The organism is Microbacterium pollutisoli, assembly GCF_053586795.1.
Map to the genome: position 1 here is coordinate 254,063 of NZ_JBNYWT010000001.1, position 23,780 is coordinate 277,842.

Here is a 23,780-nt window from a genome sequence, read left to right on the forward strand (position 1 = left end):
CTCTCCCGCCCGCCGGCGCTGTCAGCCGGTGGTGAGCCGCACCGCTTAGGCTCGATGCGTGCCCGAACGCCCCCGCCCGCTGCTGCCGATGTGGTTCGCGCTCATGGCCGCCGTCGTCGGGGGCGCGGTGCTGGATCTCGCCTTCCCCGACATCGGGTGGTGGCCGTTCGCCTTCGTCGGTGTCGGGCTGTCGCTGGTCTCCCTCATCGGCCGGTCGGCGTGGGGCGCGTTCCTGGTCGGGTTCGTGTTCGCGGCATCCTTCTACCTCATCCACATCGTCTGGATCACGCGCTACCTCGGCGTCGTGCCCTGGTTCGCCCTGGCGGGCATCGAGACGCTGCTGAGCGCCGCCGGAGCCGTCGCGTTCACCCTGGCCTACCGATGGCTCCCGAGGCTCGCACCGGGCCGCTGGGGGCGTCTGGTGGCCCTTCCCGCGCTCGTGGCGGGCCTGTGGACCGCGCGGGAGCAGTTCCTGGGCTCCTGGCCCTACACCGGGTTCCCGTGGGGGCGGATCGGCATGAGCCAGTCCGAGAGCCCGCTGGCCGAACTGGCCTCGTGGACGGGGGTGAGCGGTCTCACCTTCGTCATGGTGTTCCTCGCCGCCGCGCTCATCGAATGGGCTCGGCTGTGGCAGTGGCGCGACCTGCGCACGGTGTTGCCGGCGGTGGCCGCGATGGTCCTGCTCGTGGCGGTGCCGCAGTTCCCGACGGTGGATGCCGGGACGCTGCGCGTCGGCGCCGTGCAGGGCAACGGCCCCGCCGGGTACTTCGACGCGCGCGAACCGTACGCGGTGCTCGACGCGCAGCTGGCGGCCACCGAGGCGCTGCTGGACGAGGAGATGGATGTGCTCCTGTGGCCCGAGGGCGGCATCGACGCCGATCCGACGCACAACGGCTCGGTGGCCCAGGTGCTGGACCGCCTGTCGGCCCGGGTCGACGCGCCCCTGATCGTCAACGCGGCGACGACGCGCGGCGAGCAGATGTTCAACACCTCGATGCTGTGGCGCGACGGGGCCGAGAACCCGGTGACCTACCACGACAAGTCGCACCCGGTGCCGATGGGCGAGTACGTGCCCGACCGCTGGTTCTACGAGATGATCGCCCCCGACCTCATCGGCCTCATCCAGCGTGAGTACACGCCGGGGACCAACCCGCCGTTCTTCGACGTCGACGGGGTGGGTGTGGGGCTGGCCATCTGCTTCGACGTCATCTACGACGACGTCATCTGGCAGGGCGCCCGCGCCGGCGCCCAGGTCTACATGTTCCAGACCAACAACGCCGACTTCCGCGACACCGACGAGAACCTGCAGCAGCTGGCGTTCGCGCGGATGCGCGCCATCGAGACCGGCCGGGCCGTGGTGAACCTGTCGACGGTGGGCACCAGCCAGGTCATCGCGCCCGACGGGTCGACGATCGAGGCGCTGCCGGCCGCGCAGGCCGGCGCCATGATCACCGACGTGCCGCTGCGCACCGGGCTGACGGCGGCCGTCGTCGCCGGTCCGTGGCTGCAGCTGCTGCTGGGCTGGGGAAGTGCCCTGGCGCTGCTCGTGGTCGCCTTCGCCGTGCGGCGTCCGGGGACAGCGAAGACCCCGGCCTCGGATGAGACCGGGGTCGACGGCTGACGATCAGGCGGTGAGCTTGGCGTTTCCGCCGCGGCGCTCGCGCAGCAGGGCGAGGCGCTCTTCGAGGAGCTCCTCCAGCTCAGGGATCGTGCGGCGTTCCATGAGCATGTCCCAGTGCGTGCGGGCGACCTTGTCGCCCGAGTGGTCGACCTCGGCGACACCTTCGCCGACGCGGCGCAGGGCCTCGCCGCCGCAGGTGCGGCACTCCCAGGCGTCGGGCACTTCGGCATCCGCCGCGAAGGTCAGTACGGTCTCGCGTTCGCACTGGCTGCAAACGTAGGTGTGGTTGGCGCGCTCATGAAAAACGACGCCCTCTTCGCTCTGTAGGCTGGAGGCGCCGATCCGTGAGCCACGCAGGCTGCGATCTGCCATTGTGTGGTCCTCTCGTCGTCCTCAGGTATAACGCGTGCACCTGTGCGGATCATCCGAGGAAGCTGGATGGGCGTGTGCTTTCACAGCCGATCTTCAGGCCGCCGACCCGTCCGGCGCAGCTCGGTCGCCAGCGCGACGTCGGTGCGGTCGGTCACGATGCCGTCGACCCCCATGTCGAGCAGACGCTCCATGTCGGCCGGGTCGTCGATCGTCCACACATGCACTTCGGCCCCGGCCCGGTGCGCGGCGGCGATCAGACGGGGGGTGAGCACCCGCACGCGGAAGTGCCGCTCCGGGATCTGCAGGGCGTCGATGCCGGCCAGGGCCCGGCGCACGAGGCGATCCGACCGCGCGGCCACGGCCGCGAGCACCCGCACCATGGTGCCGGTGCCCGCCGAGGTCGCGGGCACGCCGCCGGCCGCCCGGGCCGCGGCGAGCGCCGCACGCCGCCGGTCGTCGTCGAAGCTCGTCAGCAGCACCCGGTCGGCGTGCCGCGCCACGGCGCGCCCGACGGGGCCGGCGGCGGCATCCACCTTCACGTCGAGGTTGAACCGCAGGGTCGGGAACGCGTCGAGCGCCTCCGCCAGGCTCAGGACGCCGCCGCGCGTGGCCATGACACGCTCGAGCTCGGCGAACGTGATCGCCGTGACGTGCCGACTGTCGCCGGCGACCCGGGTCAGATCCTCGTCGTGGAACAGCACGACCTCGCCGTCCGCGGTCAGGTGACAGTCGGACTCGACGTAGACCGCGCCGGCGGCGTGCGCGGCGGCGAAGGCCGCGGCGGTGTTCTCGACGATGCCCTCTGCGTCGGGCGGCACGAAGCCGCGGTGCGCGAGGACCCGGGGCGTCGGCGTGGCGGCGAACCAGGGGTGGGTCATTCGGATGCCGGGGGCTCGGCCTTCCGCGTCTGCCCGGGGACAGCGCGGGCCTCCGACGTGATCTCGTCGGCTGCCGACGCGGCCTGGCGCGCGGCGGACACGGCCTCGTCGGCGACGGCACTGGAGGTGCCGCCGGTGCCGCCGTGCGCACCGGACCGGCGCGGGCCGGGCGCAGCACGGCCACCGAAGGCGTTGCCGATGCCGTGGAGCGCCTCGGTCAGCTCGCTCGGGATGATCCACATCTTGCTCGACGGGCTCTCCGCGATCTTCGGCAGCGTCTGCAGGTACTGGTACGCCAGCAGCTTGTCGTCGGGCTCGCCCACGTGGATGGCGTCGAACACCATCTTGATGGCCTCGGCCTCGCCCTGCGCACGCAGCACCGCGGCCTGCTTGTCGCCTTCGGCCTTGAGGATCTCCGCCTGCCGGCGTCCCTCGGCCTCGAGGATCTGCGACTGCTTGGAGCCCTCGGCGGTGAGGATCGCGGCGCGGCGGTCGCGCTCGGCCCGCATCTGCTTCTCCATCGAGTCCTGGATCGACACCGGCGGGTCGATGGCCTTCAGCTCGACGCGGGACACGCGCAGGCCCCACTTGCCGGTCGCCTCGTCGAGCACGACGCGCAGCTGACCGTTGATGTTGTCGCGGCTGGTGAGCGCCTCCTCGAGGTTGAGCCCGCCCACCACGTTGCGCAGCGTCGTGGTGGTGAGCTGCTCGACGGCGCTCAAGTAATTCGCGATCTCGTACGTCGCGGCGCGGGCGTCGGTGACCTGGAAGTACACGACGGTGTCGATCGACACGACGAGGTTGTCCTCGGTGATCACCGGCTGCGGCGGGAACGACACCACCTGTTCGCGCATGTCCACCAGGGGCCGCAGCCGGTCGATGAACGGCACGAGCAGGTTCAGGCCGGGGGAGAGGGTGCGCTGATAGCGCCCCAGCCGCTCGACGATGCCGGCGTACGCCTGGGGGATGATCCGGATCGAACGGAAGATCACCACGATCACGAAGATCGCGATGACCACCAGCAGGACGATGACGAAGATCTGGCCCGCGAACGCGCCGACGTCGACCAGCAGGGGAGCGGCGGTGTCAGTCATGGTCGATGGTCCTCTCCTCGGGGATGACAGGGGCCACATCCACGGTGGCGCCGCGCACAGCGCGCACCACGACGCGGCTGCCGACGTCGAGCGCGGTCTCGTCGCCGTCGACCAGGCGCGCCGTCCAGGTCTCGCCGTTGTCGAGCTTGACCGAGCCGTCGCCGTCGCTGAAGGGCGCCACGACGCGGGCCGCCATGCCGTACAGGGCGTCGACGTTGGTGGGTTTCAGCTCGCTGCTGCGGCGCAGAGCCTTCAGCAGCAGGGGCCGGATAGTGAACAGCAACAGCCCCGACACCGCAGCCGCGCCCAGCACCTGCGCCCACCACGGGCCGCCGGCGAGGTTGACGCCCAGCCCGCCGATGAGGGTGCCGGCGCCGAGCATGAGGAAGGTGAACTCGAGGGTGAACATCTCGATGATCACGCACAGCAGCGCGAGGACGAGCCATGCGATCCACAGGTATTGCGTGAGATCCGGCAGCATCGCCGCTCCTTCCCGGGCTCTTTGTCCGAGACTACCGAACGGGGGGTGCGCGCGGTGTGCGACGCGGCTGTTCGCCGTGCCGATTGCTAAAGTCTGAACGGTCGCGGCGCTGTCGCGGCACACCTCGACCTGCAGGAGCATTCCCCATGTCCCAGCCCATCCCCGCCGGTTCACTGAGCGGCCGCACGGCCCTCGTCACGGGGTCGTCCCGCGGCATCGGAGCCGACACCGCCCGCTATCTCGCCCAGGGCGGGGCGAACGTGGTCATCAACTTCCGCAACAAGGCCCCGCGCGCCGAGAAGCTCGCCACCGAGCTGCGCGAGCTGGGCGTCGAGGTGCTGGTCGTCGGCGCGGACCTCACCGACCCGGGCTCGGTCGCCGACATGTTCGACGCCGTGGCGCAGCGCTTCGGGGGGCTCGACATCCTCGTGCTCAACGCCTCGGGTGGTATGGAGAGCGGCATGGCCGAGGACTACGCGCTCCTGCTGAACCGGGACGCGCAGGTCAACGTGCTCGAGACCGCGCTGCCGCTGCTGCCCTCCGGCGGCCGGGTGGTGTTCGTGACCAGCCACCAGGCCCACTTCATCCGCACGACCCCGACCATGCCCGAGTACGAGCCGGTCGCCCTGTCCAAGCGCGCCGGCGAGGACGCGCTCCGCGAGCGCATCCCCGCCCTCGCCGAGCGCGGCGTCGAGTTCGTGGTCGTCTCCGGCGACATGATCGAGGGCACGATCACCGCGACGCTGCTCGAACGCGCCAACCCCGGCGCGATCGCCTCGCGCCGCGAGGACGCCGGCCGGCTCTACAACGTGTCCGAGTTCGCCGCCGAGGTCGCCCTGGCCGCGATCGAGCCGGTCCCTGCGGACAACACGCGCCTCGTGGGCGACGTGAGCTCGTTCGGCGGTCAGTGACATGCGTGCCGCCGACATCGAGACCCTGATCTCGGTGGGGCGCCCGACGCTGGCGCCCGACGGATCGTTCGCCGTCTTCGCGACCTCGCGTCCGGAGGTGACCGCCGACCGCGGGGTCGGGCAGCTCTGGCGGGTCGACCTCGACGACCGTGCCGGCGGCACCGCTGTGCGCCGGCTCACCCGCGGTGTCGCCGACCGCGCGCCGCAGCTGTCGCCCGACGGGACGCGCATCGCCTTCGTGCGCGAGGACGCGTCCGGCACCGGGCAGGTGTTCGTCATGGATGCCGCCGGCTCCGAGCCGGTGCAGGCGACCGACACCCCCGCCGGGGTGGGGGCCTTCGCCTGGTCGCCCGACGGTGCCCGCCTGGCCTACACCGCGCGGATGCCCGAGCCCGGCCGCTATGGCACGGTCGAGGGCCGTGACGCCGCGGCCGAACCGCCGCGCCGCATCACCGGCATCCGCTGGCACGCCAACGGCCTGGGCTACATCATCGACCGGCCTTCGCACGTGTTCGTCATCGACGCCCCCGACACCGACGCGGAGCCCTTCTACGCGCCGGCGCCGGTGGTGGTCCCCGAGGGCGGACGCGCCCCGACGCAGACGATCGTCGCGGCCGAGCCGGTGCAGCTGACCGAGGGCACGCGCTCGCACAGCGGTGTCGTGTTCACCGCCGACGGCTCCGAGGTGCTCACCCTCGTCGACGAGATCGAGCCGTCGCAGCGTGACCTGCGCTCACACCTGGTCGCCGTCGCCGTGGACGGGTCCGGCCGGCGCGACGTGGTGCGCCCGGACGCCGGTCTGTCGATCGGTGACGTCGCGGTCGCCGGTGACGGGACCGTCGCGGTGCTGGGCTCGTCCGTCGGCCCGGAGGGGACGGATTTCGTCGCGCCCGGCGTCGGGCTGTGGCTCGTGGAGGGGGAGGAACTGCGCGCGCTGACCGACCCCGAGACGATCGACCTGGGGGAGAGCGACTCGCACATCACCGTCCTCGGCGACGACTACCTCGTGCAGAACCGCACCCGCGGCCGGGTGCACCTGCTGCGCGTGACGCGCGACGGCACGGTCACCCCGGTCTTCGACGGAGACGTCGAGGTCACCGGCCAGGCCGCGGCACGCACACCCGCCGGCGAGCGCATCGTGGTCGCGCACCGCACGCCCGACAGCTTCGGCGAATTGGCCGTCGTGGGCGCCGGCACGGTCACCGACTTCGGCGCGGCAGCACAGCGCTCCGGTCTCGTCCACCCCGTGGAACTCGAGGTCGCCGGGCGCGACGGGTACCCGGTGCACGGCTGGGTCGCCACGCCCGCGGGCGACGGCCCGTTCCCCGTGATCCTCCAGATCCACGGCGGGCCGTATGCCGCGTACGGCATACATCTGTTCGACGAGACGCAGGTGCTCGTCGACGCGGGCTACGCCGTCGTCTACTGCAACCCGCGGGGGAGTGCCGGGTACGGCCGAGCGCACGGCCGCAGCATCCGGCAGAAGATGGGCACGGTCGACTTCCATGACGTCATCGACTTCCTCGACGGGGCGATCGCATCCGACGACCGGCTCGACGGCGACCGCGTCGGCGTCATGGGCGGGTCGTACGGCGGGTACTTGACCGCCTGGGTGATCGCGCACGACCACCGCTTCGCCGGCGCCATCGTCGAGCGGGGGTTCCTCGACCCGGTGAGCTTCGCCGGCACGAGCGACATCGGCTCGTTCTTCGGTGACGAGTACGTCGGCACCGACCCCGCCCGGATCGCGGCGCAGAGCCCGATGGCGGTGGTGGACCAGGTGCGCACGCCCACGCTGGTGCTGCACTCCGAACTCGACTTCCGCTGTCCGCTGGAGCAGGCCACGCGGTATTACACGGCGCTCAAGCGGCACGGTGTCGAGGCCGAGATGCTGGTGTTCCCGGGGGAGGACCACGAACTGACCCGGGGTGGCCGTCCCCGACACCGCGTAGAGCGGTTCGACGCGGTCATCGAATGGTGGCAGCGCCACCTGCCGGTCGGCTGATCCGGTCGCGCTTCCTCCCGTCCGGGCGGTCTACCTCTTGCCGAAGGTGAACGCCCGCATGATGTTCACCACGCCCAGCGCGATCGCAGAGATGCCCAGCATCCACCACAGCACGAGCGCGCCCCACACGGGGGAGAGGAACAACAGGACGCCGGCGATGATCGAGAGGATCGCGAACGCGACGGCCCACCCCCTGGAGGCGGCGTCGCCCAGGGTCGACAGGGCGACGACGCCCTCGACGATCCACATGATGCCCACGAGGATGCCGACGAACACCGCGAGCCATGCGGTGGCCATCCCCAGATTGATGAAGGCGACGATGCCCGCCGCGATGTAGAGCAGGCCGAGGAGCAGGTGGCCGATGCGCGACCAGCCGCCCTTCGTCTTCGAGAAGATGCCCAGGCCCGCGTAGGCGAGTCCGGCGGCGATGGCGTAGATCGCGATCATCGCGGTGATCACCATCGCCGTCTTGCCCGGCCAGACCAGGATCAGGACGCCGACGATGACGGCGAGGACGCCGCTGATGCCGAGCGCGGTGCGGATGCCGTTGACCGCCTCTTTGTCGAACGATGTTGTGGTGGACATGCTCGCCCCTTTCTGAGAGGTTCCTGTGAGGGAACGTCTACAGCGTAGACCCGGCGGGGGAGTTTGGCACCTATTGGCCCTGCGACATCCGCGGACCGTTTGCTCCGGCATCCGGCATTCAGCCGAGCAAGACCATGATCAGCAGCAGCACGGGCACGCAGCCGACCGTCGTGAGGAAGATCGTGTCTCGCGAGATCGTCTCGCCGACGTCGTAGCGCTGGGCGTAGTTGAAGACGTTCTGCGCCGTGGGCAGGGCGGCCAGCACCGTCACGATCAGAACATCCTCCCGCGGCAGCTGGAACAGAAAGGTGGCCGCCGCCCACGCGGCCAGCGGCATCACGACGAGCTTCAGGGTCGTCGCCAGCACGATGTCGCGACGGCGGCCGGACGCGCCGAACACGCGCTGGCCGTGCAGCGAGATGCCGTAGGTGATCAGCAGCACGGGCACGCACGCGTCGGCGACGAGGGATGCCGGTTCGATGACGATGGGTGGCAGCTGGATGCCGGAGGCGGAGACCAGCACGCCCAGCACCGAGCCGAGGACGATCGGGTTGGTGAGGGTGCGGCGGGCGATGGGGATCACGCGGCGCTGCCCGGTGGTGACCGCTTCGAAGATCGCCATCGAGATCGGGGTGAACACCAGCAGTTGCAGGAGGATCACCGGCGCCGGATAGGCGGCGCTGCCCAGCAGATACAGCGACAGCGGGATGCCCATGTTGTTCGAGTTGACCTGGCCGCTGGACAGTGCGCCGATGAGCGTCTCGCCGACGCTGCGGCGCCAGACGAAGCGCATGACGGGCACGGCGATCGCGAACACGACCGCCGCGGCGATCGCCGACACCGGCAGCAGCGCGGAGAACAGCATGTGGATGTCAGCCTGCGCGAGCACGACGAACAGCAGGAACGGCGACAGCACGAAGAACGTCAACCGGCTCAGGACGTGCCGGGCGTGCGGACCCAGCAGGTCGATGCCGCCGATGATCCATCCCACACCGATCGCGACGCCCACGACGACGAATCCGGTGAGCGTATCGAGCACCCTTCGATGCTAGGGCCCGGCGGCGGCCGGCTGCGCTACCAGCGGATGCCGCTGGGACGTGCGCGCGCCGATAATACACATTATGTCAACTCAAGTACGGAGTCGGCTCCGCGTGTCCGCTCACCCGTGCCCGTCGACACCAGACATGTCATTCCTGCCATCGAACATGTCAATCTACGGATTCGAGCTCGTCGCGCCAGGTTGTGACACGAGACATGTCAGGCCGATGGCGAACCGATGCTGTGGCCTTGTGTCTCGATAAGCTCACGTGGCCGGTCGAATCGCCGGCGATCTGCGCACGATCCCACCGGCTGCGATCCTGGTCCGCAAGCAGTACCGGCGCGCCGTCACGGTCCTCGCGCGCCGCGAACCGGGAGCGCTGGAACTCCATGAGCGCGACCAGCGCCTGCACCTCCGGCTCGCGCGGCAGCAGCCCCGCCAGCACCCGCCCCAGGCGCAGCGCCTCATCGGCGAGGTCGGGGCGCATGCCGCGCTCCCCCGTCGTGGCGGCATACCCCTCGGTGAAGACCAGGTAGATGACGCCGAGCACTCCCGCGAGCCGTTCGCCCCATTCCGAGGGATCCGGGGTCTCGAACGGGATGTGCGCCGCGGCGAGGGTCTTCTTGGCCCGGGTGATCCGCGCCTGCACGGTGGTCACCGGGACCAGCAGCATCCGGGCGATCTCCGTTGTGGTCAGACCACCTACGACGCGCAGGGTCAAGGCGATCTGCGATTCGCGCGACAGGGCGGGGTGGCAGGCCGTGAAAACCAGCCGGAGCAGGTCGTCGTCGATCGGCATCCACTCGTCTTCGGTCGCCTCCGACAACTCGTGCGCCAGCGCCCGATGCCGGTCGTGCAGCCGCTCTCGACGGCGCCACGCATCGATCACGCGGCGCTTGGCGACCGCGGTGAGCCACGCCCCCGTGTTGGCGGGCAGTCCCCGCTCGGGCCAGGATGCCAGCGCTTCGGCGATCGCCTCCTGGGCGACGTCCTCGGCGAGGCCGAGGTCGCCGGTCATCTTGGCGAGCGTCGCGATGATGCGTGCTCCCTCGATGCGCCAGACGGCCTCGACCGCGCGTGAGACGTCGGAGGTCACTTGGCCTCGGCCTCCCGGCGCCAATGTGCTTCATCTGTCCGTCTCCTTGTGCGGTGGGCGCCGAATGCGCCCTCACTGATGCGTCGAACGGCACCGGGCGAAATCGACATCACCTGTCGAGATTCTTCGCCGCTCACCCCCGCGGTGTCCACCCCGCCGGCAGCGCACCGGGATCCAGCGCCCGCTCCCGGTCGGCCGCCGCCGACCACCCCTGCGCTTCGTCCACGGCGTCGAACCCGCCGCGCGCGAGCCGCACCCCCACGTCGTCGTGGTGCATCCGGGGCGCACCGCCCCGGCGGGTGCCGGCGCGCACGCTCCACGCGTCGTCGGCGAACCCGCCACCGCGGAACACCCGGTAGTCGCGGTACCGCGCCGGGTCCAGCAGATCCCAGCACCACTCCCAGACGTTTCCGAGCGTGTCGAACAGTCCGTGCAGGTTGGGGAGCTTCCCCCCGACGTCGGCCGGATGCCGCAGATCGTCCGCGGCGGTCCAGGCGACGTCGGCCAGAGGGCCGTAGTGCGGCCCCGTCGACCCGGCACGACAGGCGTACTCCCATTCGGCCTCGGTGGGCAGCCGGTAGCCGTCGGCATCCACGTGCCAGGTCACCTCCTCGCCGTCGAACGTGTAGGCCGGGTCCAGTCCCTCCCATTCGGATGCCGCGTTGCACAGCCGCACGGCCCGCAGCCAGCCCACGTCCGCCGCGGGTCGGCGGGGGTGGGATGCCGGTGTGCCCAGCAGCTCCGCCATCTGCTCCTCGGTGACGGGGAACACGCCGATCTGAAACGGCTCGAGCGTGACGGTGCGGCGCAGCCTGCGTCGCGCATCGTGGAGCGTGACCGTGCCGGCGGGGATCGCCGCCATCTCGATGTCGGTCATCCGTGCAGTCTCGCACGGGAACCGCGCCGGCGGACGGCGGGTAACGTGGGAAGGTGGCCCGATTCTCCGCACTGTCCCGCCCCGGCGTGCGCGCGTGGATCATCTGGGTCGTGGGTGTCGCGGGCTATGTGCTGGCGATCACGAACCGCAGCTCACTCGCGGCGGTGGGGGTGGACGCCGCCGAGCGGTTCAGTGCCGACGCGGCGACGCTGTCGATGTTCGCCGTGGTGCAGCTGGCCATGTACGGCGGGATGCAGATCCCGATCGGGGTGCTCCTGGACAAGTACGGTGCCCGTCCCATCATGACCGCCGGCATGGTCCTCATGGCGGTCGGCCAGCTGACGATGGCCCTCTCCCCCAGCGTCGGCGTGGCCTTGATCGCACGCATGCTGCTGGGTGCCGGCGACGCGGCTGTCTTCCCCGGCGTGCTGCGGCTGATCGCGACCTGGTTCCCGGCCCAACGCGCACCGGTCATGGTGCAGCTGACCGGCATCGTGGGGCAGACCGGGCAGCTGATCGCCCTGATCCCCCTCGCCGCCCTGCTGCACGCGACAACCTGGTCGATCACCTTCGGGAGCATCGCGGGCCTGGGCGTGCTGTTCGCGGTGCTGACGGTCGCGCTCATCCGCAACCATCCCCCCGAGGTGGCCGCCGACGTCACGGTCGACACCGACACCGGCGCGATCCGGGTGGTGCGGTCGTCGGTGGACACGGGGGTCGGCATCCGGGCGGCGTGGGGACACCCCGGCACACGCCTGGCGTTCTGGTCGCACTTCGCGACCCCGTTCGCGGGGACGGCGTTCATCCTGCTGTGGGGCATGCCGTTCCTCACCGCCGGCGAAGGCCTGTCGGTCGCGTCCGCGGCCGCCATCACCTCCACCTATGTGATCGTCGGCATGGTGGTCGGCCCGGTCATGGGCGACCTGTCCCGCCGCATCCCCCACCTGCGCTCGCGCGCCCTGGTCCTGCCGGCGGTGTTCGTGCAGATGGCGGCCTGGCTGGCCGTCATCGTCTGGCCAGGCACGGCGCCGCTGTGGCTGTTGTACGTGCTGGCGTTCGCGCTGGCGATGGGCGGACCGGCATCCATGGTCGCGTTCGACCACGCCCGCACGCACAATCCGGCGCAACGGCTGAGCACCGCGACCGGCCTCACCAACGCGGGTGGGTTCCTCGCGGCACTCATCGCGATCCTGCTGATCGGGCTGGCGCTCGACCTGCAGGGGGCGGGTACGCCGGCGACCTACTCGCTCGACGCGTTCCGGCTCGCCTTCCTCACCCAGGTGCCGCTGTGGCTGCTGGGGGCGACGTTCATCAGCATCGAGCGCAAGCGCACCCGCATCCACATCGGCATGGACCAGCCGCGCCGCCCCCGGCGCTGACGGTCAGACCACGGGGTCGTCGGGCGCGCTCGTCTCGGTGCGCGTGACACGGTCGCCCACGGCTGGGTCGCTCGTGCGCGTGACGGCATGGGTGGTACGCCGGCGGAACAGCAGGATGATCCCGATCAGGAACACCACCACTCCCGCTGCCATCAGGATGTACCCGATCATGTCGAGGTTCACCCACTCGACCTCCACGTTGACGGCGAAGACCAGAATGGCGCCGATGACGAACAGGACGATTCCGGTTCCGATACTCATGGCAATCTCCTCACTGCTGGGACATCGCCATGATGGGGGGCGGATGCCGGACCCGCGACGGGCTTGACACGGACCGGACCGCTGTGATTACGCCGCGGGCAGGACACTCACCCACTGCGGATGCTTGGCGACGCGGTGATCACCCGAGGAGGTGCCGGTCAACCGCCGCCGTACCCACGGCCCCAGGTGCTCGCGGAAATACCGCCGGTTGCTGAGCCGCTGAGCCGCGGCGGTCTCGGTCAGCGACCACCAGCCGTCCGGAACGCGCTCGCCGAGCGCGTCGAGCACCCGCGCGGCGACGCGGTGATGCCCCCGCGCGTTCATGTGCAGGCGGTCCGCCGACCAGTACGCCGGGTCGGACAGCGCCCGGTCGGGCCAGTTCAGCGCGCGGATGACGTCGGGACGGTCGGCCAGCATCTGAAGCACCGCCGCCGACATCAGGTCACCGCGACGCTGGATGAGCCGGCTCATCGGCAGCTGCGCAGACGGGTTCGCCCCCGACAGCAGCACGAGCGTCACGCCCTCTTCGTCACAGCGGCGCAGCACCTGCGCGAACGCGGCGGCGATGTGGCCGATCGATGTGCGCGGGCGCAGCATGTCGTTGCCGCCGCCGTTGAACGCTAGATGCGTGGGCTTCAACGCCAGGGCGGGCTCCAGCTGCTCCGCGACGATCGGCCAGACGAGCTTGCCGCGGATGGCGAAGTTCGCGTACTCGATGCTCTCCCCGCGCGAGTCGGCCCAGCCTTCGGCGACGAGGTCGGCCCAGCCGCGGACCGTGCCGTCGGGCCGTTCGTCGCCGACGCCCTCGGTGAACGAGTCGCCGATGGCGACGAATCGGACGGGTTCCACCGATCCAGCCTACGGCGTCTCAGCGCTCGTCCAGCGCGACCCCGCGGGTGTCGATCAGCCCCCAGGCCGCGGCAGCGGCGATGGCGAAGAACACCGCGAACACGACGAAGGCGAGCGCGATCCCTCCGACGGCGATCATCGGCGGGACGCTCAGCGGCGCGACGATCGAGGCGATGCGGCCGACTCCGGCGGCCCACCCCGATCCGGTCGCGCGCAGGGAGGTCGGGTACAGCTCCGGCGTCACGGCGTACAGCGCGCCCCAGGCCCCGAGGTTGAAGAACGACAGCGCCATGCCGGTCGCGATGATCGCGCCTTCACCGGCCGCCGTGCCGAACAGCACGGCCGAGACGGCCGATCCGACCAGGAACACCGACAGCGTCGTGCGCCGGCCCCAGACCTCGATCAGCCAGGCCGCGACCGCGTATCCCGGCAGCTGCGCCAGAGTGATGATCAGGGTGAACCCGAAAGACTTGACCAGATCGTAGCCCTGGTTGAACAGGAGCGTCGGGATCCAGATGAACGCGCCGTAGTACGCGAAGTTGACGCAGAACCAGATCGTCCACACGCATGCCGTGCGCATCGAGAACTCGGACGACCACAGCGCCGCCAGCCGCTCGCGCCCCGTGGTGGCCGCTGGGACCGGCACCGGCGCCGTCACCACGCGTACGGGAGCCAGTCGCCGCCGCGTCGACCAGCCCACGGCAGGTGACGCGTCCAGGTCAGCCACGACCGCCTCGGCTTCGCCGCGTCGCCCCTGGCGGTCGAGCCAGCGCGCCGACTCGGGCAGCCCCCACCGCACGATGAGGGCGTAGGCCGCCGGGATCGCCCCGATCGCGAACGCCCAACGCCAGCCATCGTCGATGTTCGGGATGACGAGGTACCCGATGAGAGCGGCGGCGGTCCATCCGACCGCCCAGAACGCTTCGAGGATCACGATGAGCCGGCCGCGCATGCGCGCGGGGGCGAACTCACTGACGTAGGTGCTGGCCACCGGCAGCTCGGCACCCAGACCCAGGCCCACCACGACGCGCAGGATCAGCAGGGCGACCAGTCCGCCGACGAGGGCGCTCGCCCCGGTCGCCAGGCCGTAGACGAGGAGCGTGAGGGCGAACACCGAGCGGCGGCCGAGCCGGTCGGCCAGCAGACCGCCGACGCTCGCGCCGACGGCCATGCCCACGAAGCCCGCCGAGGCGATCCACGAGGCCTGCTCACCGGTGAGCGACCATTCCGACACGAGCGCGGCGATGATGAACGAGATGAGACCGACATCCATCGCATCCAGCGCCCAGCCGATGCCCGAGCCTCCCAGGATGCGCAGGTGGTCGCGGGTGAACGGCTGCGCGTCGAGGCGCGACGCCACCGAAGGGGTCGACAGATCGGTCATGTTCAGAATCGTATGGCTGTCGCGCGGAGCACGTCACGCCGACGCGAGCATGTCGGCGACCATCGGGGCGACCCGGGTGCCGTACAGCTCGATCGAGCGCATCATCCGGGCGTGCGACAGCGGTCCGTGAGAGTACTTCAGGTCGAAGCGGTCTGCGCCCAGCACCCGGACGGTGTCGGCGATCTTGCGGGCGACGCGTTCGGGCGAGCCGGCGAACACGGCGCCGTCGGGACCCACGTCGTTCTGGAACTGCAGGCGGTTGTAGGGCGGCCAGCCGCGCTCGGCGCCGATCGCGTCCCGGTTCGCCTTCAGCGCCGGGTAGAGCTCCTCCCACGCCTGCTCGTCGGTGTCGGCGACGTGGCCCGGCGAATGCACGCCGACCGGACGATGGTCGTGGGCGAACGAGTCCAGGGAACGGTGGAACAGGTCGACGAAGGGACGGAAGCGGGCCGGTCCCCCGCCGATGATCGCCAGCATGAGGCCGTAGCCGTAGCGCGCCGTGCGCACGACCGACTCGGGACTGCCGCCGACCCCGACCCAGGCGGTCAGTCCGTTCTCGGTCTTGGGGTGCACGTCGGCGTCCTGCAGGGATGCCCGCGTTGTCCCCTGCCACGTCACCGGCTTCTCGCGTATCAGCTGCGAGAACAAGTCCAGCTTCTCTTCGAACAGCACCTCGTAGTCGGACAGCTCATAGCCGAACAGCGGGAACGACTCGATGAACGAGCCGCGGCCGAGGATGACCTCCGCGCGCCCGTGCGAGAGCGCATCGAGGGTCGCGAACCGTTCGTACACCCGCACCGGATCGTCGCTGGAGAGCACGGTCACCGCCGTGCCCAGCCGGATCCGGCTCGTCCGGGCGGCCGCGGCGGCGAGCACGATCTCGGGGCTGGAGACGGCGAAATCGGGCCGATGGTGCTCGCCGACGCCCAGGAAGTGCAGACCGACGTCGTCGGCCAGCACCGCCTGGTCGACGACGTGGCGGATCGTCTGCGCCGCCGACAGCGGCCGGCCCTCCTCGTCGTGGGTGATGTCGCCGAAGGTGTCCAGTCCGAGCTGCACGGTGGTCATGGGTAGAGCGTACGGTGAGTTCATGGCCGAGTTCACCGATCGGGCCGATGCGGGCCGGCAGCTGGCGAGGGAACTCGCCGCCTGGCGCGGCACGGATGCCGTCGTCGTCGGCATCCCCCGCGGCGGTGTCGTCGTCGCCGCGGCGGTGGGCCGGGAGCTGGGGCTGCCGGTGAGTGCGGTCGTGGTGCGCAAGCTCGGTGCGCCCGCCCACGAGGAGTTCGCCGTCGGTGCGATCGCCGACGACGTCCGGTTCGTCGACGAGCGGGCCGCCCGCGCCGAGGGTGCCGATGCGGCCGCTCTGCAGGCGGTGGAAGACCGGGAGCGCGTCGAACTGCGCCGTCGCAGCCGGCTGTTCGGCGGCGGTCCCGAGGTGTCCGGGCGCGACGTGCTCGTCGTGGACGACGGCGTCGCCACCGGCGCGACCGCGATCGTGGCGTGCCGGGCGCTGCGCGCGCGGGGTGCCCGGCGGATCGTGCTGGCTGTGCCCGTCGCGCCGGCCCACTGGCATCCGCCGGCCGACGTCGTCGACGAGTTCGTCTGCCCGCACCGGAAGAGCGACTTCTGGGCCGTCGGTCAGTTCTACGACGATTTCACCCAGACCACCGACGCGGAGGTCGTCGACCTGCTCAGGGACGACCCCCGCGCCGGATGAGCGGTCAGCCCTGCGCGAGCGCCATGCGCAGGGTGTCGAGGCCGACACCGCCCAGGCGCAGTGCGCGCATGTGGAACTGCTTGATGTCGAAGTCGGCACCGGCGCGCTCGGCCGCCTCGTCCCGGATCTGCTCCCAGATGCGCTGCCCCACCTTGTACGACGGGGCCTGGCCCGGCCAGCCGAGGTAGCGGTTGACCTCGAACCGGACGAACTCGTCGGACATGTTGACGTTGCGGCGCATGAACTCCAGCGCGTAGTCCGCGTTCCACGGCTCGCCGCCGTCGAGCTGGGGCTTGCCCAGGTGCACGCCGATGTCGAGCACGACGCGGGCGGCACGCATGCGCTGGCCGTCGAGCATGCCCAGCCGGTCGGCCGGGTCGTCGAGGTAGCCCAGCTGCTCCATGAGGCGCTCCGCGTACAGAGCCCAGCCCTCCGCGTGGCCGCTGGAGCCGGCCAGCAGGCGACGCCACGAGTTGAGTTCGGCGCGGTTGTAGACCGCCTGCGCGATCTGCAGGTGGTGGCCGGGGACGCCCTCGTGGTACACGGTGGTCAGTTCCCGCCACGTGTCGAACGTGTCGACGCCCTCGGGCACCGACCACCACATGCGGCCGGGACGTGAGAAGTCGTCGGTCGGGCCGGTGTAGTAGATGCCGCCTTCGTTGGTGGGCGCGATCATGCACTCGAGTGTGCGGATCGGCTCGGGGATGTCGAAGTGGGTCTTGCCGAGCTCGGCGACGGCGCGGTCGCTGGTGGCCTGCATCCACTCCTGCAGGGCTTTGGTGCCGTGCAGCTTGCGCGACTCGTCGGCCTCGAGGAACGCGACGGCCTCTTCGACCGTCGCCCCGGGCTTGATCTCGTTCGCGATCCGCTCCTGCTCGGCCACCATGCGGGCCAGCTCTTCGATCCCCCACTCGTATGTCTCGTCGAGGTCGATGGTCGCCCCGAGGAAACGCCGTGAGTGCAGGGCGTACAGCTCGCGGCCCACGGCGTCGTTCTCTCCGGCGACCGGCGCCAGTTCGTCGGCGAGGAACCGGGCGAGCGTGTCGTAGGCTCCGCGGGCTGCATCGGCACCGGTCTTCAGGTCGTCGGTGAGGGAATCGGGCAGCGCGCCGTCGGCGGTGGCGGCACCCTGGGTGAACTCGGCGAAGAAGCCGTCGTCGGCGGTGTACCGACCGATCTGGGTGATCACCTCGGCCACCTGGCGGCGGGCGGGTACGACGCCGGCGGCGATGCCCGCGCGCAGCGTCTCGATGTAGCCGTCGAGGGCGCCCGGCACGGCGGACAGGCGCTTCGCGATGACGCTCCAGTCGTCGGCGGTGGCGGTGGGCATCAGGTCGAAGACGTTGCGCATCTCCTGTGCCGGCGAGGCGATCACGTTGAGGTCGCGCAGGTGGGCCTGTGCGTCGTGGAGATCGAGCTCGAGCTGGAGGTCGGCGGAGAGGTCGGCCTTGGTGACCTCGTCCACGTCGTCGACGGGCTCGGCGGCCTGCAGGCGCGCGAGGGTGTCGCGTGCGGCCTGGGCGGCGCGGTCGGCGCCCGCCGGCGACAGGTCGTCGAGGCGGTCGTTGTACTCGGAGCGGCCGATGTAGGTGGCAAGGCCGGGAGAGAGCTCGGCAAGGGTGTCGACCCAGGCGTCGGCGATCGTGTCGACCGGCGTGGGGGTGCGCTGTACGTCTGTCATCCCCCGAGCCTAATCCGGCGCGTGCGGGTTGCGCAGGTGGCGCCGCCGGGTCAGTGGCCGGCGGAATCCCAGTTGTCGCCCCGACCCAGTTGCACGTCCAGCGGCACCGACAGTTCGGCGGCGTCGCCCATGCGGGTGCGGACGATCTCCGCCACCGGCTCCCACTCCCCCGGCGCGACCTCGACGACCAGTTCGTCGTGGATCTGCAGGAGCACGCGCGAGGCCAGGTTCGCCGCGGTCAGTTCGTCGTGGATGCGGAACAGCGCGATCTTCATGATGTCGGCCGCGCTGCCCTGGATCGGGGCGTTCAGTGCCGCCCGCTCGGCGTTCTCGCGCAGCACCCGGTTGGGGCTGGTCAGGTCGGGGAACGGCCGGCGGCGCCCGAAGATCGTCTCGGTGTAGCCGTCGATCCGGGCCTGCTCGACCGACGAGCGCAGATAGTCGCGCACGGCGCCGAACCGGGCGAAGTACTCCGTCATCAGCTGCTTGGCCTCGGACTGCTCGATGCGCAGCTGCTTGGACAGGCCGAACGCCGACAGTCCGTAGACGAGGCCGTACGACATCGCCTTGACCTTCGTGCGCATCGCGGGGGTGACCTCGGCCGGGTCGACGCCGAACACGCGGGCGCCGACGAATCGGTGCAGGTCCTCCCCCGAGTTGAACGCCTCGATGAGCCCCGGATCGCCGGACAGGTGCGCCATGATGCGCATCTCGATCTGCGAGTAGTCGGCGGTGAGCAGCGTCTCGTAACCGGCGCCCACCTCGAACGCGGCGCGGATGCGTCGCGACTCCTCGTTGCGGATCGGGATGTTCTGCAGGTTCGGGTCGGTGCTCGACAGGCGTCCGGTCTGGCTGCCGGTCTGCACGTAGGTGGTGCGGATGCGCCCGTCACCGCCGATCGCCAAGTCGAGCGACTCGATGATCTGGCGCAGCTTGGTCGCTTCGCGGTGCTGCAGCAGCAGATCGAGGAAGGGGTGCGGGTGCGACTCCTGCAGGTCGGCCAGGGCCCCGGCATCCGTCGAGTAGCCGGTCTTGGTCTTGCGCGTCTTCGGCAGCTCGAGCTGGTCGAACAGCACCTCCTGCAGCTGCTTGGGCGAGCCCAGGTTGACCTCACGGCCGATCGTCGCGAACGCCTGCCGGGCGATGTCGTCGGCGCGGGCACCCAGCTCGGCGGAGAACGTCGAGAGCTTCTCGTGCGACACGGCGACGCCGGCCAGCTCCATGGCTGCCAGAGCCCGCAGCGTGGGCAGTTCTATGTCGGTGAGGACGGTGGCCACATTCGGCGGCAGCTGTTCGCGCACGGCACCGGCCACCCGCAGCGTGTACCAGGCCAGCTGGCCGGGGGTGGCGCCCTCCGTCTCGGGCACGAGCTGGGTGGGGTCGGCCTCGGGCAGCTTCTCGTCGAGGAAGCGGTAGACGAGGTCGGCGAGGGTCTTGTCGGGCAGGCTCGGGCGCAGCAGCCACCCGGCCAGCAGCGTGTCGAACGCCAGGCCGCCCAGCGTCACGCCGGCACGGGCCAGGGCCTTGACCGGGGTCTTGGCGTCGTTCATGACCTTCGGGCCGTCGCCCTCGAGCCACGGGCGCAGCGCGTCGGCGACTGCCGGCGACCAGGTGGCCTCGACGGCGGCGTCGGCCGACGCCACACCCACGCGGGCCGGCAGCCCGCCCTCGACCGTGACCGTCAGACCGAGCTCGGTCTGCGCACCGGCGTCGGCCAGCCACGCGGTGAGGGCCGCGGCATCCGCTTCGGTCGGGGTGGGGGCCGCGACGGCCGGCGCAGCCGGCTCCGCCTCGGCGGGGTCACCGCCCATCGCGTCGAACACCCTCGGCAACAGGGTGCGGAATTCCAGCCGCGCGAAGATGTCACGCACGGCGATCGGGTCGATGGGCCGCACGGCCAGGTCGGCGGGGCCGACGCCGAGCTCGACGTCGCGCAGCAGGGCGTTGAGGGACCGGTTGCGGCGCACGTCGTCGAGGTGCTCGCGGAGGTTGCCGCCCACGACGCCCTTGATCTCGTCCGCACGGGCCAGCAGCTCGTCGAGCGAACCGAACTGGGTGAGCCATTTGACCGCAGTCTTCTCACCCACCTTCGGCACGCCGGGAAGGTTGTCGCTGGTCTCACCCACGAGCGCGGCGATGTCGGGATAGTTGGCCGGCGGGAGCCCGTACTTCTCGATCACGGTGGCGGGGGTGTAGCGCTTGAGCTGGGAGACGCCCTGCACGCTCGGGTACAGCAGTGTGACCTCGTCGGTGACCAGCTGGATGGTGTCGCGGTCACCCGAGCACACCAGCACGTCGAAGCCCTCGGCGACACCCTGGGTGGCCAGGGTCGCGAGGATGTCGTCCGCCTCGACGCCCTCCTGAGTGAGCACCGTGACGTTCATGGCCGCGAGGCAGTCCTGCAGCAGCGGGATCTGCCCCTTGAACTCGGCGGGCGACTCACTGCGGTTGGCTTTGTATTCGGCGTACTGGTCGGTGCGGAACGAGTGCCGGGACGTGTCGAACGCGACGGCGAGGTGGGTCGGCTGCTCGGCCTTGACGAGGTTCACGAACATCGACAGGAAGCCGTAGATGCCGTTGGTGTGCTGTCCGTCCTTGGTCGAGAAATTGTCGACGGGGAGGGCGAAGAACGCGCGATACGCGAGCGAGTGGCCGTCGACGACGAGGAGGGTAGGCTTTGCGGAGTCCGTCACCCTGCAAGCCTAGTCAGGGGCGAGGACACCCGAGCCGGCTCCCTCCGAAGGCGGAAGATGACCACCGAGACCTCCCCTGCAGACAGCGACGGCCTCGCCTGGGCCCGCGCGCGCGGCAACGGCGCACTGGCCGACCGCATGGGGTTCGAATGGGTCGAGTTGAGCCGGGAGCGCGCGGTGGCCACGATGCCGGTGGAGGGCAACACCCAGCCGGTGGGCCTCATGCACGGCGGTGCGTTCGTCGTGCTCGGCGAGTCCCTCGGGTCGATGCATGCGAACTACCACGCCGGTGAGGGACGCCTGGCCGTCGGCGTCGACATCAACGCGACGCACACGCGCTCGGCGACCCGCGGCCGCGTGACCGGGGTCTGCACGCCGGTGCATCTGGGGCGCACCATGACGGTGCACGAGATCGTCATCTCCGACGATCAGGGGCGCCGCTGCTCGACCGTCCGCATTACCAACATGATCAAGGACATGCCGCCGCTCTGAGCGCCGGCATCCCCCTCGACGGCGGTCAGCCCTTCTTCGGCGACAGCTGCTCGATGATGGCCTTGGCGACGTCCTGCATCGTGAGGCGACGGTCCATGGACGCCTTCTGGATCCAGCGGAAGGCTTCGGGCTCGCTCAGACCCATCTTCTCGTTGAGCAGACCCTTGGCCCGGTCGACGAGCTTGCGCGTCTCGAAGCGCTCGACCATGTCGGCGACCTCGGCCTCGAGCGTGATGATCTGCTCATAGCGGGCCAGCGCGATCTCGATCGCCGGCAGCAGGTCGTTCGGCGTGAACGGCTTGACGACATAGGCCAGCGCGCCCGCCTCGGTCGCCCGCTCGACGAGCTCCTTCTGGCTGAACGCGGTCAGCAGCACGACCGGGGCGATGTGGTTCTTGCTGAGCTTCTCGGCAGCGCTGATGCCGTCGAGGACCGGCATCTTCACGTCCATGATCACGAGGTCCGGGCGCAGCTCGGTGGCCAGCTGCACGGCCGTCTCGCCGTCTCCGGCCTCGCCGACGACGTCGAAGCCGTTGTCACGGAGGATCTCGACGATGTCGAGGCGAATCAGCGATTCGTCCTCGGCCACGACGACACGACGGGGGGCGGATGCCGCGGGCACCGGGGTCTGTTCCTGCTCAGTCACCACCCAATCCTACGATAAGGTCGATCCCGGGCGTGCGACGGCGTCCCGATGCAGTGCGCCGGTGTGGCGGAATGGCAGACGCGACCGACTCAAACTCGGTTGCCCGCAAGGGCGTGTGGGTTCGACTCCCACCACCGGCACTCTTCGTGTGCGACCTCTCTCGGCCGCACGTGAACGAGAAGAGGGGATGCCACGCGGCATCCCCTCTTCTCATTGGACGACTACTTCGGATCCTGGTAGATCGGTGCCTTGCCGTTGACGGCGTCGCCGATCTTGTGGATGCGGATGTCGTTGGTCGAGCCGATGATCCCGGGAGGGGAACCGGAGATCACCACGACCGTGTCGCCTTCGGCGGCCAGGCCGTTGCCCAGGAAGAACTTGTCCACCTGCAGGAACATGAGGTCGGTGTGGGCGACGTGCTCGACCAGGGTCGACTGCACGCCCCACGTGAGCGCCATGCGGCGACGGACGGCGGGGTCGACCGCGAATGCCATCATCGGGATGCCCGAGCGCAGTCGTGACATCCGACGTGCGGTGTCGCCGGACTCGGTGAAGATGCAGATGTACTTCGCCTCGACGAACTCGGCGACGTCGTGCGCGGCCAGAGTGATGATGCCGCCCTGCGTGCGCGGGCGGGCGGTGACCGGCTTGATGCGCTCCAGCCCGTGGTCCTCGGTCGCGGCGACGATGCGCGCCATCGTCTCGACGACGACGACCGGGTACTTGCCCACACTCGTCTCACCCGACAGCATGACCGCGTCGGCGCCGTCGAGCACGGCGTTGGCCACGTCACTGGTCTCGGCACGGGTGGGCACCGGGTTCTCGATCATGGTCTCCAGCATCTGGGTGGCCACGATCACCGGCTTGGCCATGCGGCGGCACAGCTCCACGGCACGCTTCTGCACGAGGGGCACCGCCTCCAGGGGCAGCTCGACGCCGAGGTCGCCGCGGGCGACCATGATGCCGTCGAACGCGTCGATGATCTCCTCGAGGTTGTCCACCGCCTGCGGCTTCTCGATCTTGGCGATGACGGGGATCTTGCGCCCCTCCTCGGCCATGATCTCGTGCACGCGGGTGACGTCGGCGGCATTGCGCACGAACGACAGCGCGATGATGTCGGCGCCGGTGCGCAGACCCCAGCGCAGGTCGTCCTCGTCCTTCTCGCTCAGCGCCGGCACGTTGACGGCCACGCCGGGCAGGTTGATGCCCTTGTTGTTGGACACCGCGCCGGCGACGATGACCTTCGTCGTGACGACGGGGCCCTCGACGGCCGTGACCTCGACACGCACCTTGCCGTCGTCGATCAGCAGGAAGTCACCGGGCTTGACGTCGCCGGGCAGGCCCTTGAAGGTCGTCGAGACGATCTCATTGGTGCCGGCGATGTCCTCGGTCGTGATCTTGAACTCGTCGCCGACGGCCAGCTCGTGCGGTCCGTCCGCGAACTTGCCCAGGCGGATCTTCGGGCCCTGCAGGTCGACGAGGATGGCGACGGCGCGCCCGGCGTCGTCGGCCGCCTTGCGCACGTTGGCGAACCGGGCTTCATGCTCGGCGTACGAGCCGTGGCTCAGGTTGAAGCGGGTGACATCGACGCCGGCCTCGATGATCGCCCGGATCATCTCATAGGACTCGGTGGCTGGTCCCAGGGTGGCGACGATCTTCGCACGTCTCACAGCAATTGACTCCGGTCTGTATTCGGGTTGGGATTCTCAGGGAGTG

Annotated in this window: 21 protein-coding genes, 1 tRNA gene and 1 pseudogene; 7 read left to right on the forward strand and 16 right to left on the reverse strand. The window is 70.4% G+C overall.

Features of this window, described 5'->3' with window-relative positions; all coding sequences use genetic code 11:
- Nucleotides 1-88: 88 nt before the first annotated feature.
- Nucleotides 89-1,621 (forward strand): apolipoprotein N-acyltransferase, encoded by a 1,533-nt coding sequence (gene lnt, locus ACQ143_RS01255; protein ID WP_449569562.1) that lies wholly within the window; start codon nt 89-91, stop codon nt 1,619-1,621.
- Between the two features lie 3 nt (nt 1,622-1,624).
- Here lnt and ACQ143_RS01260 read toward each other — a convergent pair whose 3' ends face one another.
- The 4 genes from ACQ143_RS01260 to ACQ143_RS01275 all read right to left on the reverse strand — a co-directional run bounded on the left by ACQ143_RS01260 (nt 1,625) and on the right by ACQ143_RS01275 (nt 4,446).
- On the reverse strand, nt 1,625-1,993 hold the full coding sequence (locus ACQ143_RS01260) for an RNA polymerase-binding protein RbpA (protein WP_449568909.1): 369 nt from the start codon (nt 1,991-1,993) through the stop codon (nt 1,625-1,627).
- An 80-nt stretch (nt 1,994-2,073) separates the two neighbouring features.
- On the reverse strand, nt 2,074-2,871 hold the full coding sequence (locus tag ACQ143_RS01265; RefSeq protein ID WP_449568910.1) for a glycerophosphodiester phosphodiesterase family protein: 798 nt from the start codon (nt 2,869-2,871) through the stop codon (nt 2,074-2,076).
- Nucleotides 2,868-3,965 (reverse strand): SPFH domain-containing protein, encoded by a 1,098-nt coding sequence (locus ACQ143_RS01270; protein WP_449568911.1) that lies wholly within the window; start codon nt 3,963-3,965, stop codon nt 2,868-2,870. The genes ACQ143_RS01265 and ACQ143_RS01270 overlap by 4 nt, the downstream gene beginning before the upstream one ends.
- On the reverse strand, nt 3,958-4,446 hold the full coding sequence (locus ACQ143_RS01275) for an NfeD family protein (RefSeq protein WP_449568912.1): 489 nt from the start codon (nt 4,444-4,446) through the stop codon (nt 3,958-3,960). The genes ACQ143_RS01270 and ACQ143_RS01275 overlap by 8 nt, the downstream gene beginning before the upstream one ends.
- 146 nt (nt 4,447-4,592) lie before the next feature.
- On the opposite strand from ACQ143_RS01275, the gene ACQ143_RS01280 reads away from it, so the two are divergent.
- Together ACQ143_RS01280 and ACQ143_RS01285 are read left to right on the forward strand one after the other, a co-directional pair.
- Nucleotides 4,593-5,357, forward strand: coding sequence for an SDR family oxidoreductase (locus ACQ143_RS01280; RefSeq protein ID WP_449568913.1), 765 nt, complete (start codon nt 4,593-4,595; stop codon nt 5,355-5,357).
- Nucleotide 5,358: 1 nt separating this feature from the next.
- Entirely contained in the window at nt 5,359-7,362 is a 2,004-nt protein-coding gene (locus tag ACQ143_RS01285; RefSeq protein ID WP_449568914.1) for a S9 family peptidase, read from the forward strand.
- 30 nt (nt 7,363-7,392) lie between these two features.
- On the opposite strand, the gene ACQ143_RS01290 is transcribed toward ACQ143_RS01285, so the two are convergent.
- From ACQ143_RS01290 to ACQ143_RS01305, 4 genes and pseudogenes are all read right to left on the reverse strand, one after another.
- The gene (locus ACQ143_RS01290) at nt 7,393-7,947 is read right to left on the reverse strand and encodes an HdeD family acid-resistance protein (RefSeq protein WP_449568915.1); all 555 of its coding nucleotides are present in this window, start codon (nt 7,945-7,947) and stop codon (nt 7,393-7,395) included.
- Between the two features lie 118 nt (nt 7,948-8,065).
- On the reverse strand, nt 8,066-8,986 hold the full coding sequence (locus tag ACQ143_RS01295; RefSeq protein WP_449568916.1) for an AEC family transporter: 921 nt from the start codon (nt 8,984-8,986) through the stop codon (nt 8,066-8,068).
- A gap of 253 nt (nt 8,987-9,239) precedes the next feature.
- Nucleotides 9,240-10,082: pseudogene (locus ACQ143_RS01300) on the reverse strand (RNA polymerase sigma factor); the annotation flags it as partial.
- A 133-nt stretch (nt 10,083-10,215) separates the two neighbouring features.
- A complete protein-coding gene (locus ACQ143_RS01305; protein ID WP_449568917.1) occupies nt 10,216-10,959 on the reverse strand; it encodes a formylglycine-generating enzyme family protein in 744 nt (247 codons plus the stop codon).
- Between the two features lie 53 nt (nt 10,960-11,012).
- Between ACQ143_RS01305 and ACQ143_RS01310 the strand changes: the two genes are divergently transcribed.
- Entirely contained in the window at nt 11,013-12,338 is a 1,326-nt protein-coding gene (locus ACQ143_RS01310) for an MFS transporter (RefSeq protein WP_449568918.1), read from the forward strand.
- Between the two features lie 3 nt (nt 12,339-12,341).
- Here ACQ143_RS01310 and ACQ143_RS01315 read toward each other — a convergent pair whose 3' ends face one another.
- The 4 genes from ACQ143_RS01315 to ACQ143_RS01330 form a co-directional block, all read right to left on the reverse strand.
- On the reverse strand, nt 12,342-12,599 hold the full coding sequence (locus ACQ143_RS01315) for a DUF6458 family protein (protein WP_449568919.1): 258 nt from the start codon (nt 12,597-12,599) through the stop codon (nt 12,342-12,344).
- 87 nt (nt 12,600-12,686) lie between these two features.
- A complete protein-coding gene (locus ACQ143_RS01320; protein WP_449568920.1) occupies nt 12,687-13,448 on the reverse strand; it encodes an SGNH/GDSL hydrolase family protein in 762 nt (253 codons plus the stop codon).
- Between the two features lie 19 nt (nt 13,449-13,467).
- The gene (locus tag ACQ143_RS01325; protein WP_449568921.1) at nt 13,468-14,832 is read right to left on the reverse strand and encodes an MFS transporter; all 1,365 of its coding nucleotides are present in this window, start codon (nt 14,830-14,832) and stop codon (nt 13,468-13,470) included.
- 33 nt (nt 14,833-14,865) lie between these two features.
- Entirely contained in the window at nt 14,866-15,900 is a 1,035-nt protein-coding gene (locus ACQ143_RS01330) for an LLM class flavin-dependent oxidoreductase (RefSeq protein ID WP_449568922.1), read from the reverse strand.
- Between the two features lie 22 nt (nt 15,901-15,922).
- On the opposite strand from ACQ143_RS01330, the gene ACQ143_RS01335 reads away from it, so the two are divergent.
- On the forward strand, nt 15,923-16,552 hold the full coding sequence (locus tag ACQ143_RS01335) for a phosphoribosyltransferase (RefSeq protein WP_449568923.1): 630 nt from the start codon (nt 15,923-15,925) through the stop codon (nt 16,550-16,552).
- A 4-nt stretch (nt 16,553-16,556) separates the two neighbouring features.
- Here ACQ143_RS01335 and ACQ143_RS01340 read toward each other — a convergent pair whose 3' ends face one another.
- Both ACQ143_RS01340 and polA read right to left on the reverse strand, forming a co-directional pair.
- On the reverse strand, nt 16,557-18,233 hold the full coding sequence (locus tag ACQ143_RS01340; protein WP_449568924.1) for a DUF885 domain-containing protein: 1,677 nt from the start codon (nt 18,231-18,233) through the stop codon (nt 16,557-16,559).
- A gap of 50 nt (nt 18,234-18,283) precedes the next feature.
- Nucleotides 18,284-20,926 carry a DNA polymerase I gene (gene polA / locus ACQ143_RS01345; RefSeq protein ID WP_449568925.1) on the reverse strand — a complete coding sequence of 881 codons (2,643 nt, stop codon included), beginning with the start codon at nt 20,924-20,926 and terminating at the stop codon, nt 18,284-18,286.
- A 57-nt stretch (nt 20,927-20,983) separates the two neighbouring features.
- On the opposite strand from polA, the gene ACQ143_RS01350 reads away from it, so the two are divergent.
- Complete coding sequence (locus tag ACQ143_RS01350) at nt 20,984-21,418, forward strand: hotdog fold thioesterase (protein ID WP_449568926.1); 435 nt, start codon at nt 20,984-20,986, stop codon at nt 21,416-21,418.
- A 25-nt stretch (nt 21,419-21,443) separates the two neighbouring features.
- Here the strand turns inward: ACQ143_RS01350 and ACQ143_RS01355 are convergent, their stop codons facing one another.
- Entirely contained in the window at nt 21,444-22,064 is a 621-nt protein-coding gene (locus ACQ143_RS01355) for an ANTAR domain-containing response regulator (protein ID WP_449568927.1), read from the reverse strand.
- Nucleotides 22,065-22,121: 57 nt separating this feature from the next.
- Between ACQ143_RS01355 and ACQ143_RS01360 the strand changes: the two genes are divergently transcribed.
- A tRNA-Leu gene (locus tag ACQ143_RS01360) sits at nt 22,122-22,204 on the forward strand.
- Nucleotides 22,205-22,285: 81 nt separating this feature from the next.
- Here the strand turns inward: ACQ143_RS01360 and pyk are convergent.
- A complete protein-coding gene (pyk, locus tag ACQ143_RS01365) occupies nt 22,286-23,734 on the reverse strand; it encodes a pyruvate kinase (protein ID WP_449568928.1) in 1,449 nt (482 codons plus the stop codon).
- Nucleotides 23,735-23,780 lie beyond the last annotated feature (46 nt).